General features: G+C 64.2%; 15 protein-coding genes and 2 tRNA genes. 16 read left to right on the top strand and 1 reads right to left on the bottom strand.

The window, feature by feature from the left end; all coding sequences use genetic code 11:
- Window positions 1-2: 2 nt before the first annotated feature.
- The 9 genes from RCF34_RS22005 (at window position 3) to pnp (ending at window position 9,017) form a co-directional block, all read left to right on the top strand.
- Window positions 3-88: transfer RNA gene (locus RCF34_RS22005), tRNA-Leu, on the top strand.
- An 89-nt stretch (window positions 89-177) separates the two neighbouring features.
- Window positions 178-254: transfer RNA gene (locus RCF34_RS22000), tRNA-Met, on the top strand.
- Between the two features lie 127 nt (window positions 255-381).
- Window positions 382-840, top strand: a complete 459-nt coding sequence (gene rimP, locus RCF34_RS21995; RefSeq protein WP_133863045.1) for a ribosome maturation factor RimP — start codon at window positions 382-384, stop codon at window positions 838-840.
- Window positions 841-889: 49 nt separating this feature from the next.
- Window positions 890-2,362 carry a transcription termination factor NusA gene (nusA, locus tag RCF34_RS21990; protein ID WP_007162649.1) on the top strand — a complete coding sequence of 491 codons (1,473 nt, stop codon included), beginning with the start codon at window positions 890-892 and terminating at the stop codon, window positions 2,360-2,362.
- A 26-nt stretch (window positions 2,363-2,388) separates the two neighbouring features.
- The gene (gene infB, locus RCF34_RS21985) at window positions 2,389-4,944 is read left to right on the top strand and encodes a translation initiation factor IF-2 (protein ID WP_308710091.1); all 2,556 of its coding nucleotides are present in this window, start codon (window positions 2,389-2,391) and stop codon (window positions 4,942-4,944) included.
- A 132-nt stretch (window positions 4,945-5,076) separates the two neighbouring features.
- Window positions 5,077-5,460 carry a 30S ribosome-binding factor RbfA gene (rbfA, locus tag RCF34_RS21980; RefSeq protein ID WP_183634029.1) on the top strand — a complete coding sequence of 128 codons (384 nt, stop codon included), beginning with the start codon at window positions 5,077-5,079 and terminating at the stop codon, window positions 5,458-5,460.
- Between the two features lies 1 nt (window position 5,461).
- Window positions 5,462-6,376: a tRNA pseudouridine(55) synthase TruB gene (truB, locus tag RCF34_RS21975; protein ID WP_308710090.1), complete on the top strand. Its 915-nt coding sequence runs from the start codon at window positions 5,462-5,464 to the stop codon at window positions 6,374-6,376.
- Window positions 6,377-6,469: 93 nt separating this feature from the next.
- Entirely contained in the window at window positions 6,470-6,739 is a 270-nt protein-coding gene (gene rpsO / locus RCF34_RS21970) for a 30S ribosomal protein S15 (protein ID WP_133863049.1), read from the top strand.
- 175 nt (window positions 6,740-6,914) lie between these two features.
- The gene (gene pnp / locus RCF34_RS21965) at window positions 6,915-9,017 is read left to right on the top strand and encodes a polyribonucleotide nucleotidyltransferase (protein ID WP_183634031.1); all 2,103 of its coding nucleotides are present in this window, start codon (window positions 6,915-6,917) and stop codon (window positions 9,015-9,017) included.
- Between the two features lie 184 nt (window positions 9,018-9,201).
- Here the strand turns inward: pnp and RCF34_RS21960 are convergent, their stop codons facing one another.
- Window positions 9,202-10,086, bottom strand: a complete 885-nt coding sequence (locus RCF34_RS21960; RefSeq protein WP_308710089.1) for a LysR substrate-binding domain-containing protein — start codon at window positions 10,084-10,086, stop codon at window positions 9,202-9,204.
- 113 nt (window positions 10,087-10,199) lie between these two features.
- On the opposite strand from RCF34_RS21960, the gene RCF34_RS21955 reads away from it, so the two are divergent.
- The 7 genes from RCF34_RS21955 (at window position 10,200) to RCF34_RS21925 (ending at window position 18,490) form a co-directional block, all read left to right on the top strand.
- A complete protein-coding gene (locus tag RCF34_RS21955; protein ID WP_308710088.1) occupies window positions 10,200-11,690 on the top strand; it encodes an aldehyde dehydrogenase family protein in 1,491 nt (496 codons plus the stop codon).
- A 24-nt stretch (window positions 11,691-11,714) separates the two neighbouring features.
- Complete coding sequence (locus tag RCF34_RS21950; protein WP_308710087.1) at window positions 11,715-12,992, top strand: FAD-binding oxidoreductase; 1,278 nt, start codon at window positions 11,715-11,717, stop codon at window positions 12,990-12,992.
- 495 nt (window positions 12,993-13,487) lie between these two features.
- The gene (locus RCF34_RS21945; RefSeq protein WP_308710086.1) at window positions 13,488-14,609 is read left to right on the top strand and encodes a branched-chain amino acid ABC transporter substrate-binding protein; all 1,122 of its coding nucleotides are present in this window, start codon (window positions 13,488-13,490) and stop codon (window positions 14,607-14,609) included.
- Window positions 14,610-14,705: 96 nt separating this feature from the next.
- Entirely contained in the window at window positions 14,706-15,620 is a 915-nt protein-coding gene (locus RCF34_RS21940; RefSeq protein WP_007162639.1) for a branched-chain amino acid ABC transporter permease, read from the top strand.
- A 4-nt stretch (window positions 15,621-15,624) separates the two neighbouring features.
- Window positions 15,625-16,905, top strand: coding sequence for a high-affinity branched-chain amino acid ABC transporter permease LivM (gene livM, locus RCF34_RS21935; protein WP_308710085.1), 1,281 nt, complete (start codon window positions 15,625-15,627; stop codon window positions 16,903-16,905).
- Complete coding sequence (locus RCF34_RS21930; protein ID WP_017640612.1) at window positions 16,902-17,777, top strand: ABC transporter ATP-binding protein; 876 nt, start codon at window positions 16,902-16,904, stop codon at window positions 17,775-17,777. Before livM ends, RCF34_RS21930 begins: the two co-directional genes overlap by 4 nt.
- Window positions 17,774-18,490 carry an ABC transporter ATP-binding protein gene (locus tag RCF34_RS21925; protein WP_308710084.1) on the top strand — a complete coding sequence of 239 codons (717 nt, stop codon included), beginning with the start codon at window positions 17,774-17,776 and terminating at the stop codon, window positions 18,488-18,490. The genes RCF34_RS21930 and RCF34_RS21925 overlap by 4 nt, the downstream gene beginning before the upstream one ends.
- Window position 18,491 lies beyond the last annotated feature (1 nt).

Here is an 18,491-nt window from a genome sequence, read left to right as displayed (position 1 = left end):
ATGCCGAAGTGGTGGAATTGGTAGACACGCTATCTTGAGGGGGTAGTGGCCATAGGCTGTATGGGTTCGAGTCCCATCTTCGGCACCAAATAGCAAAGACGTCCTGCAGGACGCGGCGAGAGATAGAGTAGGTTGACTCCTAGAGTTCAGTTGAATATAATCTCGCTCCAGCTTTGACGCGGGGTGGAGCAGTCTGGTAGCTCGTCGGGCTCATAACCCGAAGGTCGTTGGTTCAAATCCAGCCCCCGCAACCAGTTATTTAAAGCCCCTTTTTAGGGGCTTTTTGTTGGCTGGACAGTTCGGGTCGCGCTTTCTTGCGCAGACCTCTTAGGGATGGGCGTAATGCCCATTTTTTATTCTCAAAAAACGCGAGGCAACCAGGTGTCGAGCAAGCTAGAACAGTTGCAGGCCTTGCTGGCCCCCGTCGTCGAGGCGCTTGGCTATGTCTGCTGGGGTGTCGAGTACATCTCCCAAGGGCGGCATTCGCTACTGCGTGTCTACATCGATCATCCCAACGGCATTCTCGTCGAAGACTGCGAGGCTGTCAGTCGCCAGGTAAGTGGCGTACTCGATGTGGAAGATCCGATCACCAATGAATACACCCTTGAGGTGTCTTCCCCCGGTATGGATAGACCGCTGTTCACTCTGGAGCAATTCGCTGCCCACGTCGGTGAACAGGTCAAGGTCAAACTTCGGTCGCCTTTCGAAGGGCGACGTAATTTCCAGGGTTTGCTGCGCGGTGTGGAAGACCAGGACGTCGTGGTGCAGGTGGACGAGCATGAGTATCTGCTGCCCATCGAGATGATCGACAAGGCCAACGTCGTTCCCCGTTTCGAGTGATTTGAGCGCGAGACCGCGGATCCCAAGGATTGCGAATACGAGGCGTAAGATGAGCAAAGAAGTTCTGCTGGTAGTGGAATCTGTTTCGAACGAGAAGGGTGTTCCACCCGGCGTCATCTTCGAGGCACTGGAGTTGGCTCTCGCCACGGCTACCAAGAAACGCTACGAAGAAGATGTGGATCTGCGGGTGTCGATCAACAGACACAACGGCAGCTACGAAACCTTCCGCCGCTGGACCGTGGTGGAAGACGAAGACTATCAGCTGCCCGATTCGCATCTGACGGTGGAAGACGCCCAGGAAGAGCATCCCGGCGTCAAGGCCGGTGAAGTGATCGAAGAGAAGATCGAATCCATCGAGTTCGGTCGGATCGCCGCCCAGACCGCCAAGCAGGTGATCGTGCAGAAGGTGCGCGAGGCCGAGCGGGCTCAGGTGGTGGACGCCTATCGCGAGAAGGTCGGTGAGATCATCTCGGGTACCGTCAAGAAGGTCACCCGTGACAGCGTGATCGTCGACCTCGGCAACAATGCCGAGGCGCTGCTGCCGCGCGAGCACATCATTCCCCGCGAGACCTTCCGCATGGGCGTGCGTCTGCGTGCCCTGCTCAAGGAAATCCGCACGGAAAACCGCGGTCCGCAGCTGATGCTGTCGCGCACCGATCCGCAGATGCTGATCGAGCTGTTCCGCATCGAAGTACCGGAGATTTCCGAACAACTGATCGATGTCATGGCGGCTGCCCGGGATCCGGGTTCGCGGGCCAAGATCGCCGTCCGTTCCAAGGACAAGCGCATCGATCCCCAGGGTGCCTGCATCGGCATGCGCGGTTCGCGTGTCCAGGCGGTATCCGGTGAACTGGGTGGCGAGCGGGTCGACATCGTCCTCTGGGACGACAATCCGGCGCAGTTCGTCATCAATGCCATGGCCCCGGCCGAAGTCGCTTCGATCATCGTCGACGAAGACAGCCGTACCATGGACATCGCCGTCGCCGAGGACAACCTGGCCCAGGCCATCGGTCGTGGCGGTCAGAACGTGCGCCTGGCCAGTCAGTTGACCGGCTGGACGCTCAACGTGATGACCGAGGCGGACATCAACGCCAAGCAGCAGGCGGAGACCGGCGACATCATCCAGCGCTTCATCGACGAGCTGGATGTCGACGAGGAGCTGGCGCAGGTGCTGGTGGAAGAAGGCTTCACCTCCCTCGAGGAAGTGGCCTACGTGCCCATGGAAGAGATGCTCAACATCGATGGCTTCGACGAAGACATCGTCAACGAGCTGCGTACCCGGGCCAAGGATCGCCTGCTGACCCGGGCCATCGCGACCGAAGAACAGAAGAGCCCCAGCGAAGATCTGCTGACCCTCGACGGCATGGATCCCCAGCTCGCCAGCGCGCTGGCCCAGCGTGGCGTGGTCAATCGCGAAGAGCTCGCCGAGCAGTCGATCGACGACCTGCTCGACATCAACGGCATGACCGAAGAGCGTGCCGGCAAGCTGATCATGGCTGCCCGTGCCCATTGGTTCGAGTAAGCGGCGCAGTCTGAGGAGAGAAGTGCATGACGCAAGTCACGGTGAAAGAACTGGCCCAAACGGTCAACACGCCGGTGGAACGTCTGCTACAGCAGATGCGCGAGGCAGGTCTGACGCACAGCAGTGCTGAGCAGTTGGTGAGCGATGCGGAAAAGCAGGCCCTGCTGACGCACCTGAAGGGGACGGCGCAGCTCGACGAGCCCAGCAAGATCACCCTGCAGCGCAAGACCCAGACCACGCTGAAGGTGGCCGGCAGCAAGACAGTCAGCGTCGAAGTGCGCAAGAAGAAGACCTTCGTCAAGCGCAGCACCGCTGAGCTCGAGGCCGAACAGCGCCGCGAGCAGGAAGCCCAGCGTGCCGCCGAAGAGGCCGCTGTCCAGGCACGTGCCGAGGAAGAAGCCCAGCGTGCTGCCGAGGCCGCTGCTCAGCAGCAGGCCGAAGCCGCGACTCTGGCCGCGCAGCAGGCGGTCCCCGCCGAGGCTGTAGCCCCTGCCGCGCCGGAAGCCCCGGCCGTGGTGGCCGAGCAGCAACCCGCTGCCGCGCCGGCCGCCGAGGTCAAGAAGGCCGATCCGGCTGGTGAGCGCAAGCGCGAAGAACCGCGTCGTCCCGTGCATCCTGCCCCGAGCAGCAAGCGCGAAGAAGACGAGCGTCGTGAGCGCAAGAATGCCCAGCATCGCCCGTCGATCAAGGACAAGGTCGCAGCTCCCCGTACCGTGCGCAGTGGCGACGACGAGGAAGAGGGCTTTGGCCGGCGTGGCGGTCGCGGTGGCAAGTCGCGACTCAAGAAGCGAAACCAACACGGGTTCCAGAGCCCGACAGGACCTGTAGTGCGCGAAGTCAATCTAGGTGAGACCATTACCGTCTCTGAGCTTGCTCAGCAGATGTCGGTGAAGGCCGCCGAAGTCATCAAGTTCATGTTCAAGATGGGGTCTCCCGCCACCATCAACCAGGTGCTCGACCGCGAGACGGCGCAGCTGGTGGCCGAAGAGCTGGGCCACAAGGTCAAGCTGGTCAACGAAAACGCCCTGGAAGACCAGCTGGCCGAATCCCTCAAGTTCGAGGGTGGCAAGGCCCTGCACCGCGCGCCGGTGGTGACCGTCATGGGTCACGTCGACCACGGCAAGACCTCGCTGCTGGACTACATCCGTCGCGCCAAGGTCGCGTCGGGCGAAGCCGGTGGCATCACCCAGCACATCGGTGCCTACCACGTGGAAACCGAGCGCGGCATGGTGACCTTCCTGGATACCCCTGGTCACGCCGCGTTCACCGCGATGCGTGCCCGTGGTGCCAAGGCCACCGACATCGTCATCCTGGTCGTCGCGGCCGATGACGGCGTCATGCCGCAGACCGAGGAAGCCATCCAGCACGCCAAGGCGGCGGGTGTTCCCATCGTCGTGGCGGTCAACAAGATCGACAAGCCCGACGCCGATCCGGATCGCGTCAAGCACGATCTGGCCGGTCGTCAGGTGATCCCGGAAGAGTGGGGCGGCGACACCCAGTTCGTGCACGTCTCGGCCAAGGCCGGTACCGGCGTGGACGAGCTGCTCGAAGCCATCCTGCTGCAGGCCGAAGTCCTGGAGCTGACCGCTACGCCGGAAGCCCCCGGTCGCGGTGTGGTCATCGAATCGCGCCTGGACAAGGGTCGTGGTCCGGTCGCTACCGTGCTGGTACAGAACGGTACCCTGCGCCAGGGCGACATGGCGCTGGTCGGCGTCAACTTCGGCCGCATCCGTGCCATGCTCGACGAGAACGGCAAGCCGATCAAGGAAGCCGGCCCGTCCATCCCGGTCGAGATTCTCGGCCTGGACGGCACCCCGGATGCCGGTGACGAACTCACCGTGCTGACCGACGAGAAGAAGGCCCGCGAAGTGGCACTGTTCCGTCAGGGCAAGTTCCGCGAGATCAAGCTGGCCCGTGCTCACGCCGGCAAGCTCGAGAACATCTTCGAGAACATGGGCCAGGACGAGAAGAAGACCCTCAACATCGTGCTCAAGTCCGATGTGCGTGGCTCCCTCGAGGCGCTGCAGGGTTCGCTGTCCGGTCTGGGCAACGACGAAGTCCAGGTGCGTGTGGTCGGCGGTGGCGTCGGTGGTATCACCGAGAGCGATGCCAACCTGGCGCTGGCGTCCAATGCCGTGCTGTTCGGCTTCAACGTCCGGGCCGATGCCGGGGCGCGGAAGATCGTCGAGCAGGAAGGCCTCGACATGCGCTACTACAACGTCATCTACGACATCATCGAAGATGTGAAGAAGGCGCTGACGGGCATGCTGGGCAGTGACGTCCGGGAGAACATCCTGGGCATCGCCGAGGTGCGTGACGTCTTCCGTTCGCCCAAGTTCGGCGCCGTCGCCGGCTGCATGGTCACCGAGGGCATGGTGCACCGCAACCGTCCGATCCGCGTCCTGCGCGAAGACGTGGTCATCTTCGAAGGCGAGCTGGAATCCCTGCGTCGCTTCAAGGACGACGTGGCCGAAGTGCGTGCCGGCATGGAATGCGGTATCGGCGTGAAGAGCTACAACGACGTCCGCGTCGGCGACAAGATCGAAGTGTTCGAGAAGGTTCAGGTCGCCCGTTCGCTGTAACGACGACTCTGCACCGGGACGGCAGGTCGCGGACCTGGCAGAACCCTGCCAGGTCCGGACTTGCCGTTCGCGTTTCCAAGGTTCATGGCTGGCAGGCCTGACGTCTGCGGCCTTTTGTACGAGAGTTTCGACATGGCCAAAGAATTCAGCCGTACCCAGCGCATCGGTGATCAGATACAGCGCGAACTGGCGCTGTTGATCCACCGCGAAATCAAAGATCCTCGGCTGGGTATGGTGACCATCACCGGCGTGGACGTAGCCCGGGATCTGTCCCATGCCAAGGTGCACATCACCGTGCTGGGCAAGGACGATGACGCCGAGGCGATCAAGCAGAATATCGCTATCCTCAAGGATGCCTCTGGCTTCCTGCGGCAGCAGTTGGGTCGGGCGATGAAGCTGCGGACCGTTCCGCAACTGGGTTTCCAGTACGACGAGAGCATCCGTCGCGGCGCCCAGCTGTCGGCGCTGATCGAGCGGGCGGTCGCCGAAGACCGTCGGCAGGAAGGGGAGGAGTAGGGTGGCCCAGGTCAAGCGTGTTCGCCGGCAGGTGCATGGCGTGCTGGTGCTGGACAAGCCACGCGGCTTTTCCTCCAACGCGGCCCTGCAAAAGGTCCGCTGGCTGCTCAATGCCGAGAAGGCCGGGCACACCGGTAGCCTGGATCCCCTGGCCACCGGCGTACTGCCGCTGTGCTTTGGCGAGGCGACCAAGTTTTCCCAGTACCTGCTGGATGCCGACAAGGGCTACAGCACCGTGGCGCAACTCGGCGTCACCACCACCACCGGCGATGCCGAGGGTGAGGTGCTGGAGCGACGGGCGGTCGCGGTCGACGCAGCGGCGATCCAGGCGGCGCTGCCGGCCTTCCGTGGCCAGATAGAGCAGATTCCGCCGATGTATTCGGCGCTGAAGCGCGACGGTCAGCCGCTCTACAAGCTGGCGCGTGCGGGCGAAGTAGTGGAGCGCGAGCCGCGTTCTGTTACTATTGCCCGTCTGGAACTGCTGGCGTTGCAAGAAGATCGCGCGACATTGGAAGTGGCCTGCAGCAAGGGCACCTATGTGCGCACCCTGGTCGAAGACCTCGGCGCCCTGCTCGGCTGCGGTGCCCATGTGGCGGAGTTGCGCCGTACCCAGGCCGGTCCCTTCGGTCTGGCGCAGGTCATCAGCCTGGAAGAGCTGGAGGCGGTGCACGCCGAAGGCGGTTCCGCAGCGCTGGATCGCTTCCTGCTGCCGGTCGACAGTGGCCTGGAGCACTGGCCGCTGGTGCAGTTGACTCAGCACAGCGCCTACTACTGGTTGCACGGTCAGCCCGTCCGGGCGGCCAATGCACCGAAATTCGGCTTGATGCGGGTGCAGGACGACCAGGGTCGTTTCATCGGCATCGGCGAGATTGATGACGAGGGGCAGGTTGCTCCCCGTAGACTGATTCGGTCCTAGACCGATACCGAGGGTGGCTGTCAGCAGGCACGGTCACACCTCTTTCCTTAAGCACGGGACCTGTCCCGGCCTGTTCCTCAGAGGAGCCCTATCATGGCACTGAGCGTTGAAGACAAAGCCCAGATCGTAAACGAGTTCAAGCGCGCCGAAGGCGACACCGGTTCGCCGGAAGTGCAGGTTGCCCTGCTGTCCGCCAACATCGACAAGCTGCAAGGTCACTTCAAGATCAACGGCAAGGATCACCACAGCCGTCGCGGTCTGATCCGCATGGTCAACCAGCGTCGTAAGCTGCTGGACTACCTGAAGTCCAAAGACACCTCTCGTTACAGCGCACTGATCGCTCGCCTGGGCCTGCGTCGTTAATACGATGCAGACCTGCTGCAAGCAGTCTGAAGCTGGAGGTCGGCTCGCGCCGGCCTCCGGCTTTTTTGCTTGAAAGGCCGGCAGAATCGGCCTGCGTCACCCCGGAGATCAGCGAGGGTCCGAATCCCTCTGGTCGCCCCTGTTTCCCCCAAGGCAATAAAGAGAAGGAAAGACTGTGAATCCAGTAATCAAGCAATTCAAGTTCGGTGAGCAGAACTTCACCCTGGAAACCGGCCGCATCGCGCGCCAGGCGACCGGTGCCGTGCTGGTCTCCACCGATGACGTCAGCGTACTGGTCACCGTGGTCGGTGCCAAGCAGCCCGCCGTCGGCAAGGACTTCTTCCCGCTGTCCGTGCACTACCAGGAGAAGACCTACGCCGCGGGTCGCATCCCCGGTGGTTACTTCAAGCGTGAAGGCCGTCCTTCCGAGAAGGAAACCCTGACCTCGCGCCTGATCGATCGCCCGATCCGTCCGCTGTTCCCCGAAGGCTTCCTCAACGAAGTCCAGGTGGTCTGCACCGTGGTCAGCACCAACAAGAAGTCCGATCCGGACATCGCCGCCATGATCGGCACCTCCGCCGCCCTGGCTATTTCCGGCATCCCCTTCGCCGGTCCGATCGCCGCTGCCCGCGTCGGCTACCACACCGAACTGGGCTACCTGCTGAACCCCAGCTACGAGCAGTTGCAGAGCTCCAGCCTGGACATGGTCGTGGCCGGTACCCGTGACGCCGTGCTGATGGTGGAATCCGAAGCCGACGAGCTGACCGAAGACCAGATGCTGGGCGGCGTGCTGTTCGCTCACGAAGAGTTCCAGGTGGCCATCGAGGCCATCAGCCAGTTCGCTGCCGAAGCCGGCAAGCCGACCTGGAACTGGCAGGCGCCTGCCGAGAACACCGCCCTGATCGAAGCCGTCAAGGCCGAAGTCGGCGAAGCCGTGTCCCGTGCCTACACCATCACCATCAAGCAGGATCGCTATGCGGCCCTGGGTGCCCTGCGTGACCAGGCCATCGCCAAGCTGGCCGGCGAGAACGGTCAGTACAGCGAAGCCGAGGTCAAGGAGACCTTCGGTCTGCTGGAATACCGCACCGTGCGCCAGAACATCGTCGACGGCAAGCCGCGTATCGACGGTCGCGACACCCGCACCGTTCGCCCGCTGCAGATCGAAGTCGGCCCGCTGAAGAAGACCCACGGTTCGGCACTGTTCACCCGTGGCGAAACCCAGGCCCTGGTCACCGCGACTCTGGGTACCGCCCGTGACTCACAGCTGCTGGACACCCTGGAAGGCGAACGTCGTGACAGCTTCATGCTGCACTACAACTTCCCGCCCTTCTCGGTCGGCGAGTGCGGTCGCATGGGCAGCCCGGGCCGTCGCGAGATCGGTCACGGCCGTCTGGCTCGTCGTGGCATCCAGGCCATGCTGCCGACCCAGGACGCCTTCCCCTACAGCATCCGGGTGGTCTCCGAGATCACCGAGTCCAACGGCTCCAGCTCCATGGCGTCGGTCTGCGGTGCCTCTCTGGCGCTGATGGACGCCGGTGTGCCGGTCAAGGCCCCGGTTGCCGGTATCGCCATGGGTCTGGTCAAGGAAGGCGAGAAGTTCGCTGTCCTGACCGACATCCTGGGTGATGAAGATCACTTGGGCGACATGGACTTCAAGGTGGCCGGTACTGCCAAGGGCGTTACCGCCCTGCAGATGGACATCAAGATCAACGGCATCACCGAAGAGATCATGGAGATCGCCCTGGAGCAGGCGCTGGAAGCGCGTCTGAACATCCTGGGGCAGATGAACCAGGTGATCTCCGAGTCGCGTGCCGAGCTGTCCGAAAACGCCCCGACCATGCTGGCGATGAAGATCGACCAGGACAAGATCCGCGACGTGATCGGCAAGGGTGGCGCCACTATCCGTGGTATCTGCGAAGAGACCAAGGCGTCGATCGACATCGAAGACGACGGCACCATCAAGATCTACGGCGAGACCCGTGAAGCGGCTGAAGCGGCCAAGCAGCGCGTCCTGGGCATCACTGCCGAGGCCGAGATCGGCAAGATCTACGTCGGCAAGGTGGAGCGCATCGTCGACTTCGGCGCCTTCGTCAACATCCTGCCCGGCAAGGACGGTCTGGTGCACATCTCGCAGCTGAGCGATCAGCGTATCGAGAAGGTCACCGATGTCCTCAAGGAAGGTCAGGAAGTGAAGGTGCTGGTGCTGGACGTGGACAACCGTGGCCGCATCAAGCTGTCGATCAAGGACGTGGCGGCGGCGGAAGCCTCCGGCGTCTGAGACGACCCCTGCTAGGAAAACCCGGCTTCGGCCGGGTTTTTTTATGGCCGATGCGTCGAGGCCGTAGGTTGGGTTGAGCGCAGCGAAGCCCAACGCGGTGACGGGGTAAAGGGCTCAGGCGAGAAAGATGGGGTCGAGCCGAGATCTGTTGGGCTTCGCTGCGCTCAGCCGCAACCTACGGGCGCTAGGCCTTCTCGCGGATCCATTCGATGAAGCTGCGCACCTTGGGCACCTCGGCCATTTGTTCCGGATAGGCCAGCCAGTAGGCATGGGGGCTGGCCAGGCGATGGGGCCAGGCGAGCACCAGGCGACCGGAGGCCAGTTCTTCGACGACCAGGAATTCCGGGAGCAGGGCCACCCCGCAGCCTTCCTGGGCGGCGCGGGCGCAGAGGGTGAAGGTGTCGAAGCGCGGGCCGTGATGGCTATGCACCTCGTCGCGCGCGAGGCTGGCGTACCAGTCGTGCCAGGATTCCGGGCGGGTGGTGTTCTGCAGCAGGACGAAGTCCACCAGCTGCTCCGGTCCGGCGATGCCCTCGGGGGGGAGCAGGTCGGGCGCGCAGACCGCGACCATGTGCTCGTGCAGCAGCAGTTCACACTCGGCGCCCGGCCAGCTGCCGTGGCCATAGAACAGCGCCACATCATGGCGTGGATCGCGGAAGTCCACCGGTTCCAGCGCGCTGGAGACATCCAGGTGGATGTTGGGAAAGCGCAGGCGCCAACCCTTGAGCCGCGGCACCAGCCAGCGCTCGCCAAAGGTCGGCGGGGTGGCCACGCGCAGCACCTCGGTCTCGCCGCCATAGGACCTCAGGTAGCGCGCCGACATCTCCAGCTGGTTGAGGATCTTGTCCACCTCGGCCAGGTAGAGGGCACCGGCCGGGGTCAACTGCAGGCGCCGCCGGACCCGGCGAAACAGGCTGTGCTGCAGGAGGTCCTCGAGCTGGGCGACCTGTTTGCTGACGGCGCTCTGGGTCAGCGCCAGTTCGTCGGCCGCGCGGGTAAAGCTCAGATGACGCGCGACCGCCTCGAAGCACTGCATGGCGGTGATGGACGGCAGGTGGCGGCGTTGCATGAGCGGACTCGCGGTATGAAAAAAGGGAATGATATGCCGAGCAAAGGTCGGTTGTCCGGCGCCGCTGGGCTGACCATACTCAGGGACGATTCCCTTTCCGCGGAGACCTCAGCATGAGCAAGGCCCTCTTGGAACGCCTCGGCGTTTCTGCCCAGCACTACACCCAAGGCGAGCACCGGGTGCATTCCCCCATCGATGGCAGCCAACTGGGCAGCGTCGCTCTGGAAAGCGCCGCCGAAGTGGAGCAGAAGATCTCCCGTGCCGAGCGCGCCTTCCAGGCCTGGCGCGCGGTACCGGCGCCGCGCCGGGGCGAACTGGTGCGGCTGCTGGGTGAAGAATTGCGCGCCCACAAGGCCGATCTCGGCGAGCTGGTGTCCTGGGAAGCCGGCAAGATCACCCAGGAGGGCCTGGGCGAAGTCCAGGAGATGATCGACATCTGTGACTTCGCCGTTGGCCTGTCGCGCCAGCTCTACGGTCTGACCATTGCTTCCGAGCGACCCGGTCACCACATGCGCGAATCCTGGCAGCCGCTGGGCGTGGTAGGCATCATCAGTGCTTTCAACTTCCCGGTAGCGGTCTGGTCGTGGAACGCCGCCCTGGCCCTGGTCTGTGGCAATCCGGTGATCTGGAAGCCCTCGGAAAAGACGCCGCTGACCGCCCTGGCCTGCCAGGCGCTGTTCGAGAAGGCCCTGGCGCGCTTTGGCGATGCCCCGGCCGATCTGAGCCAGGTCATCGTCGGCGATCGCGCTGCCGGTGAGGCTTTGGTGGATGATCCGCGGGTGGCGCTGGTGAGCGCCACGGGTAGCACCCGCATGGGTCGCGAGGTAGGACCGCGGGTTGCGGCGCGCTTCGGCCGCAGCATCCTCGAACTGGGCGGCAACAATGCCATGATCCTTGCGCCGAGCGCCGATCTGGACATGGCGGTACGCGCCATCCTGTTCAGCGCCGTGGGTACCGCCGGCCAGCGCTGCACCACCCTGCGCCGCCTGATCGCCCATCGTTCGGTCAAGGACGAGATCGTCGCCCGGCTCAAGACCGCCTATGCCAAAGTCCGCATCGGCCATCCACTGGAAGGCAATCTGATCGGCCCGCTGATCGACGCGGCCAGCTTCCAGGCCATGCAGGGTGCGCTGGAACAGGCGCGCGGCGAGGGCGGCGTGGTCTACGGCGGCGGGCGCCAGCTGGCAGAGCAGTATCCCGAGGCCTACTACGTGGCGCCGGCCATCGTCGAGATGCCCGAGCAGAGCGAGGCGGTGCGCCACGAGACCTTCGCCCCCATTCTCTATGTGCTGACCTACGACGATTTCGACGAGGCGGTAGCGCTGAACAACGCCGTGCCCCAGGGCCTGTCGTCCTGCATCTTCACCACCGACGTGCGCGAGGCCGAGGCCTTCATGTCGGCGACCGGCAGCGACTGCGGCATCGCCAACGTCAACATCGGACCGAGCGGCGCCGAGATTGGTGGTGCCTTCGGTGGCGAGAAGGAAACCGGTGGCGGTCGCGAATCCGGTTCCGACGCCTGGAAGGCCTACATGCGCCGCCAGACCAACACCGTCAACTATTCCCGCGAATTGCCGCTGGCCCAGGGCATCGTCTTCGACTGAGTGGGTCCGCCAGGAGCGCAGAGAATGCAGTTGCGTGAGGAGTGCCTGTGGGAGCGGCTGTATCCGGCGGTGCCGGGCGCCCAGTTGCAGGGCGAGCGTGACACCGAGGTCTGCGTTATCGGCGGTGGCTATACCGGCCTGTCCACCGGCCTGCACCTGGCGCAGGCCGGGCGGCGGGTGGTGGTGCTGGAAGCCCATGGCGTCGGCCATGGCGGCTCCGGACGCAATGTCGGGCTGGTCAATGCCGGCATGTGGATTCCGCCGGACGAAGCCGTGGCGACCCTGGGACCGGCGGTCGGAGAGCGTCTGCTGGGCGTGATGGGCGATGCGCCGAGTCAGGTGTTCGGTCTCATCGAACGCTATGGCATCGATTGCCAGCCGCGCCGCGCCGGCACCCTGCACATGGCGCACAGCGCCAAGGGCCTGGCCGATCTGGGGCAGCGTGCCGAACAATGGCAGCGGCGCGGTGCCCGGGTCGAACTGCTGGAAGGGGAGGCTTGCTACAGCGCCTGCGGCACACGCGACATCAGTGGCGCGCTGCTCGATCATCGTGCCGGCACCCTGGTGCCCATGGGTTATGCCCTGGGCCTGGCCAGGGCGCTGCGCCAGGAAGGCGGTGAGCTGTTCGAGCAGAGCGCGGTACACCGGCTGCAGCGGGTCGGTGAACGCTGGCAGGTGGAAACCCCGCAGGGGCGAGCCATCGCCGACCAGGTGGTGATCGCCTCCAACGCCTACACCGAAGGCGAGTGGACCACGCTGCGTACGCAATTCTTCCCGGGCTACTACTACCAGGTGGCCTCGCGGCCGCTCGGTCCGGAAGCGGATTTCATCCTGCCCCAGGGCCGCGGCTCCTGGGATACCCGTACGGTGCTCAGCAGCATCCGCCGCGATGCCGATGGTCGTCTGCTGCTGGGCAGTCTCGGCAACATGGCGGGGCGACCGGCCGGCTTCATCCGCGCCTGGGCCAACCGTATCCAGCGGCACTATTTCCCTGCGCTCGGACAGGTCGAGTGGGAGTGCAGCTGGACGGGCCGTATCGGCTTCACACCCGATCATTTGCTGCGGCTGTTCGAGCCGGCGCCGGGCTTGCTGGCGGTGTCCGGCTACAACGGTCGCGGGGTTACCACGGGCACGGTGGTGGGGCAGTCCTTTGCCCGCTATCTGTGCAGTGGCGATCGCCACGACCTGCCAATGCCCCTGTCGTCGCTGGATGCCAATCCGGTCGGCCAGTGGCGCAGCCTGATGTACGAAGCTGGCTTCACCCTCTATCACGCGGGGCAATGCCTGCGCGTGGTGCTCTAGCGACCCCGCCATACCCGCTGTCACCGGCCCTCGGGCCGGGCGATAACGCTCCTAAGCGGCCGATTTGCGCATCTCGACCTGTGCAAGTCGGCCGTTTTTGCCATGGCTACCCGTGGTCGCACGTTCGCACAGATCGAGGCGGATCCACCACGGGCCTGTCCCTGCAGGATCATGGTTACTTTGGTGGCACAGTGTGGGGGCGGTGTTACGTTTTGGTGCGAAACAGGTGCAACCGGGTTGCTATCTGGTAACAAACCGCTGCGTTTTGCCTTTCCCGCTGCTACCGCTTTGCAGAATTATCCAGACTAATGAGCCCGTCGAGACAAAAGTCTAAAGGGTGGTCCGGTCCACTGGCTGCGGCCCTTGCCGCAGGCAATCTGGGGTTTCGGCTTGTCGCGGTGGCGGCAGATGGCCTTTGCGCCCGGTACACAACTGGGTGATGGCACAGGCTTTGCTCCGGCGAAAAGGCCAACCACCCTCTGGAGCAAACCTCCCATGTCGAAGATTTACAGAAAAGGCATTCTGGCTCTCGCTATCGGTTCTGCGTTCACTCTCTCCTCCCTGGCGCATGCCGACATTGTGATCGGTGTGGCGGGTCCCTACACCGGGGCCAGTGCCGCCTATGGCGAGCAGTTCTGGAAGGGGGCTACCCAGGCCGCGGAGGACATCAACGCCGCCGGTGGCATCAATGGCGAGAAGATCAAGCTGGTGCAGGGCGACGATGCCTGCGAGCCCAAGCAGGCCGTGGCCGTAGCCAACCGCCTGGTGGACTCCGAGAAGGTCAAGGCCGTGATCGGCCACTTCTGCTCCTCCAACACCATGCCTGCTTCGGAGATCTACGACGAAGCCGGCATCATCTCCATCACCCCGGCGTCCACCAACCCCAAGATCACCGAGCGTGGCCTGACGGGCGTATTCCGCATGTGTGGGCGTGACGACCAGCAGGGCATCGTGGCCGGCGACTACATCGTCGATACCCTCAAGGCCAAGAAGGTCGCCATCATCCACGACAAGGACACCTACGGTCAGGGCCTGGCCGACGCCACCAAGGCGCAGCTCAACAAGCGCGGCGTGAAAGAGGTGCTCTACGAGGGCCTGACCCGCGGCGAGAAGGACTTCAACTCCCTGGTCACCAAGATCCGCGCCTCCGGCGCCGACGTGGTGTACTTCGGCGGCCTGCACCCCGAAGCGGGTCCGCTGGTCCGCCAGATGCGCGAGCAGGGCGTGACCGCCAAGTTCGTCTCCGGCGACGGCATCGTCTCCGCCGACCTGGTCACCACCGCCGGTGGCGCCCAGTACACCAAGGGCGTGCTGATGACCTTTGGCGCCGATCCGCTGCAGAACCCGGCCGGCAAGACCGTGGTGGAAACCCTGCGCAAGTCCGGCTACGAGCCCGAGGGCTACACCCTCTACTCCTACGCCTCGCTGCAGGCCGTGGCCGCCGCCTTCAACGGCATCAAGGGCACCGACGGCGCCAAGGCCGCCGAGTGGCTGAAGTCCCACAGCGTCAACACCGTTCTGGGTGAGAAGAGCTGGGACAGCAAGGGCGACCTCAAGGTCTCCGACTACGTGATGTACGAATGGGACGACAAGGGCAAGTACCACCAGCTGCCCTGATCCTCGCGTGAATCCGCCAGCCGCCACCTCGTCTCCGCCCCAGGACGAGGCGGCGGCCGGCGGCCCTCGTCATCCATCCAGCGCGAGACTGCAATCGTGGACGGTATCTTCCTGCAACAACTGGTCAACGGCCTGACCCTGGGCTCGGTCTACGGACTCATCGCCATCGGCTACACCATGGTCTATGGCATCATCGGCATGATCAACTTCGCCCACGGCGACGTGTACATGGTGTCGGCCTATCTCGCCGCCATCGGCATCGCCCTGCTGAGCGTGTTCGGCCTGCATTCCTTTCCCGTGCTGATCCTTGGCACCCTGATCTTCACCGTGGTGGTCACCTCCGTGTACGGCTGGGCCATCGAACGCATCGCCTACAAGCCGCTGCGCAACTCCACGCGCCTGGCGCCGCTGATCTCGGCCATCGGCATGTCGCTGATCCTGCAGAACTACGTGCAGCTCGCCCAGGGCGCGCGGCAGCAGGGCGTACCGACGCTGCTCGACGGCGCCCTGCGCCTGCACATCGGCGAAGGCTTCGTGATCATCACCTACACCAAGATCTTCATCATCCTGGCCTCCATCATCGGCATGGGCCTGCTCACCTACGTGATCCAGAAGACCACCCTCGGCCGCATGTGCCGGGCCACCCAGCAGGATCGCAAGATGGCGCAGATCCTCGGCATCAACACCGACCGGGTGATCTCCTACGTCTTCATCATCGGCGCGGCCATGGCGGCGCTGGCCGGGGTGCTGATCACCCTCAACTACGGCACCTTCGACTTCTATGCCGGCTTCATCATCGGCATCAAGGCCTTCACCGCGGCGGTGCTCGGCGGCATCGGCTCGCTGCCCGGCGCCATGCTCGGCGGCATCATCCTCGGCATCTCCGAAGCCCAGTTCGCCAGCCTGGTGAACTCGGACTACAAGGACGTCTTCAGCTTTTCGCTGCTGGTGGCGATCCTGATCTTTAGGCCCCAGGGGCTGCTCGGCAAACCCCAGGTCACGAAGGTGTGAATCCATGAGTCAGACGTCATCCTCCTTCGATCTCAAGGTCGTGCTGCGCGACACCCTCATGGTCGGCCTGGTCTCGCTGATCCTGTTCGGGCCCATCGTCGGCATCGTGCTCGACGGCTATGGCTACAACGTCCAACCCGGCCGCGTCGGCATCATGGTCGCGGTGGTCATGGCCGGCCGCTTCCTGCTCAGCCTGTTCGGCCAGACCGCCCAGGGCCGTGACTGGATCGAGTCCTTCAAGCGCAACGACGGCGGCGTCCACGTACTGCCGCCGGGACATAAATCCAACCTCAGATTCATCCTGCCCATCATCATCCTGGTGGCCATCGCCTTTCCCTTCCTGGCCACCAAGTACTGGCTGACGGTGATCATCCTCTGCCTGATCTACGTGCTGCTGGGCCTGGGCCTGAACATCGTGGTGGGCCTGGCCGGTCTGCTCGACCTCGGCTACGTCGGCTTCTATGCCATCGGCGCCTATGGCCTGGCGCTGGGCTACCAGTACCTGGGGCTGGGCTTCTGGACCATGCTGCCGCTCGCCGCGGTGCTGGCCGCGGTAGCGGGGGCGATACTGGGATTCCCGGTCTTGCGCATGCACGGGGACTACCTGGCCATCGTCACCCTCGGCTTCGGCGAGATCATCCGCCTGGTGCTCAACAACTGGCTGGAAGTGACCAAGGGCCCCAACGGCATCGCCGCGCCTTCGCCGACCTTCTTCGGCATCGAATTCGGGCGTCGGGCGAAGGAGGGCGGGGTGCCCATCCATGAGCTGCTGGGTATCAGCTACAACCCCAACGCGACCATGATCTTCATCTACACCGTGCTGTTCCTGGTGGTGCTGCTGGTGCTCTACATCAAGCACCGGCTGACCCGCATGCCGGTCGGCCGGGCCTGGGAAGCCCTGCGCGAAGACGAGATCGCCTGCCGCGCCATGGGCCTCAACCACGTGCTGGTCAAGCTCTCGGCCTTCATGATCGGTGCCTCCACCGCCGGCCTCGCCGGGGTGTTCTTCGCCACCTACCAGGGCTTCATCAACCCGGCCTCGTTCAACTTCTTCGAGTCGGTGCTGGTGCTGGCCATCGTGGTGCTGGGCGGCCTGGGCTCCACCGTCGGTGTGGTGGTCTCGGCCTTCGTCATGACCCTGCTGTTCGAGCTGCTGCGTGAATTCGGCGACATCCGCATGCTGGTGTTCGGCGTGCTCATGGTGGTGATGATGATGTGGCGGCCGCGTGGCCTGATCCGTATCGCCCGCAGTGGCTTCGCGATTCGCAAGGGAGTGGCGCCGTGAGCGATAACATTCTGACCGTAAAGGGTCTGGGCATGAGATTCGGCGGCATCAAGGCCCTCTCGGACGTGAGCTTCGAGATCCAGCGCCAGTCCATCACCGCGCTGATCGGTCCCAACGGGGCCGGCAAGACCACGGTGTTCAACTGCCTGACCGGCTTCTACAAGGCCACCGATGGCGAGATCCGCCTGGACACCGCCGACGGTCGCTCGACCCGCGTCGGCAAGATCATGGGCGAGCGCTTCCAGGCCACCGACTTCGTCAATCCGGTGCAGTTCGGCAGCCGACTCTGGTACAAGATGTTCGGCGGCACCCACCTGGTGAACCGCGCCGGTCTCGCCCGCACCTTCCAGAACATCCGCCTGTTCAAGGAGATGTCGGTGGTGGAGAACCTGCTGGTGGCGCAGCACATGCAGTGCAACCGCAATCTCATCACCGGCATCCTCAACACCCCCGGCTATCGCCGCGCCGAGGAAAAGGCGCTGGACACGGCCTTCTACTGGCTCGAAGTGGTGGACCTGGTGGATCACGCCAACCGCTTGGCCGGCGAACTCTCCTACGGCCAGCAGCGCCGCCTGGAAATCGCCCGCGCCATGTGCACCCGTCCGGAGATCGTCTGCCTGGACGAACCCGCCGCCGGCCTCAACCCGGCCGAGACCGAGGCCCTGGCCGGGATGATCCGCCTGTTGCGCGACCAGCACCGCATCACCGTGGTGCTGATCGAGCACGACATGGGCATGGTGATGAACATCTCCGACCACATCGTGGTGCTGGACCATGGCCAGGTCATCGCCCGCGGCCTGCCGGCCGACATCCGCAACGATCCCAAGGTCATCGCCGCCTACCTCGGCGCCGAAGAGGAGGAGGTGGCATGACCACGCCGATCCTGGAATTTCGCAACGTCGACGTCTTCTACGGGCCGATCCAGGCCCTGAAGAGTGTCTCCCTGTCCATCAACGAGGGGGAAACGGTGAGCCTGATCGGCTCCAATGGTGCCGGCAAGTCCACCCTGCTGATGTCCATCTTCAGCCAGCCCCAGGCGCGCAACGGGCAGATCCTCTACCGTGGCGAGGACATCACCCGCAAGAACGCCCACTACGTCGCCTCCAACGGCATCGCCCAGTCGCCGGAGGGGCGCCATGTGTTCCCCGACATGACGGTCGAGGAGAATCTGCTGATGGGTACCATCCCTATCGGTACCCGCTGGGTGGACGAGGACATGCAGCGCATGTTCGACCTCTTCCCGCGCCTCAAGGAGCGTCGCAACCAGCGCGCCATGACCATGTCCGGCGGCGAGCAGCAGATGCTGGCCATCGCCCGGGCGCTGATGGCGCGACCCAAGCTGCTGCTGCTCGACGAACCCAGCCTGGGCCTGGCACCCATCGTGGTGAAGCAGATCTTCCAGATCCTGCGCGAGCTGGCGCAGAGCGGCATGACCATCTTCCTGGTGGAGCAGAACGCCAACCATGCCCTGCGCCTGTCCGACCGCGCCTATGTGATGGTCACCGGCGAGATCCGCATGACCGGCAGCGGCCAGGAGTTGCTGGCCAATCCCCAGGTGCGCGAAGCCTACCTGGGCGGCCACTAGC

This window comes from Pseudomonas sp. 102515, assembly GCF_031085165.1.
In the GTDB taxonomy this organism is placed as follows: Bacteria; Pseudomonadota; Gammaproteobacteria; order Pseudomonadales; family Pseudomonadaceae; genus Chryseomonas.
This window is presented reverse-complemented; position numbering and strand designations above follow the sequence as displayed.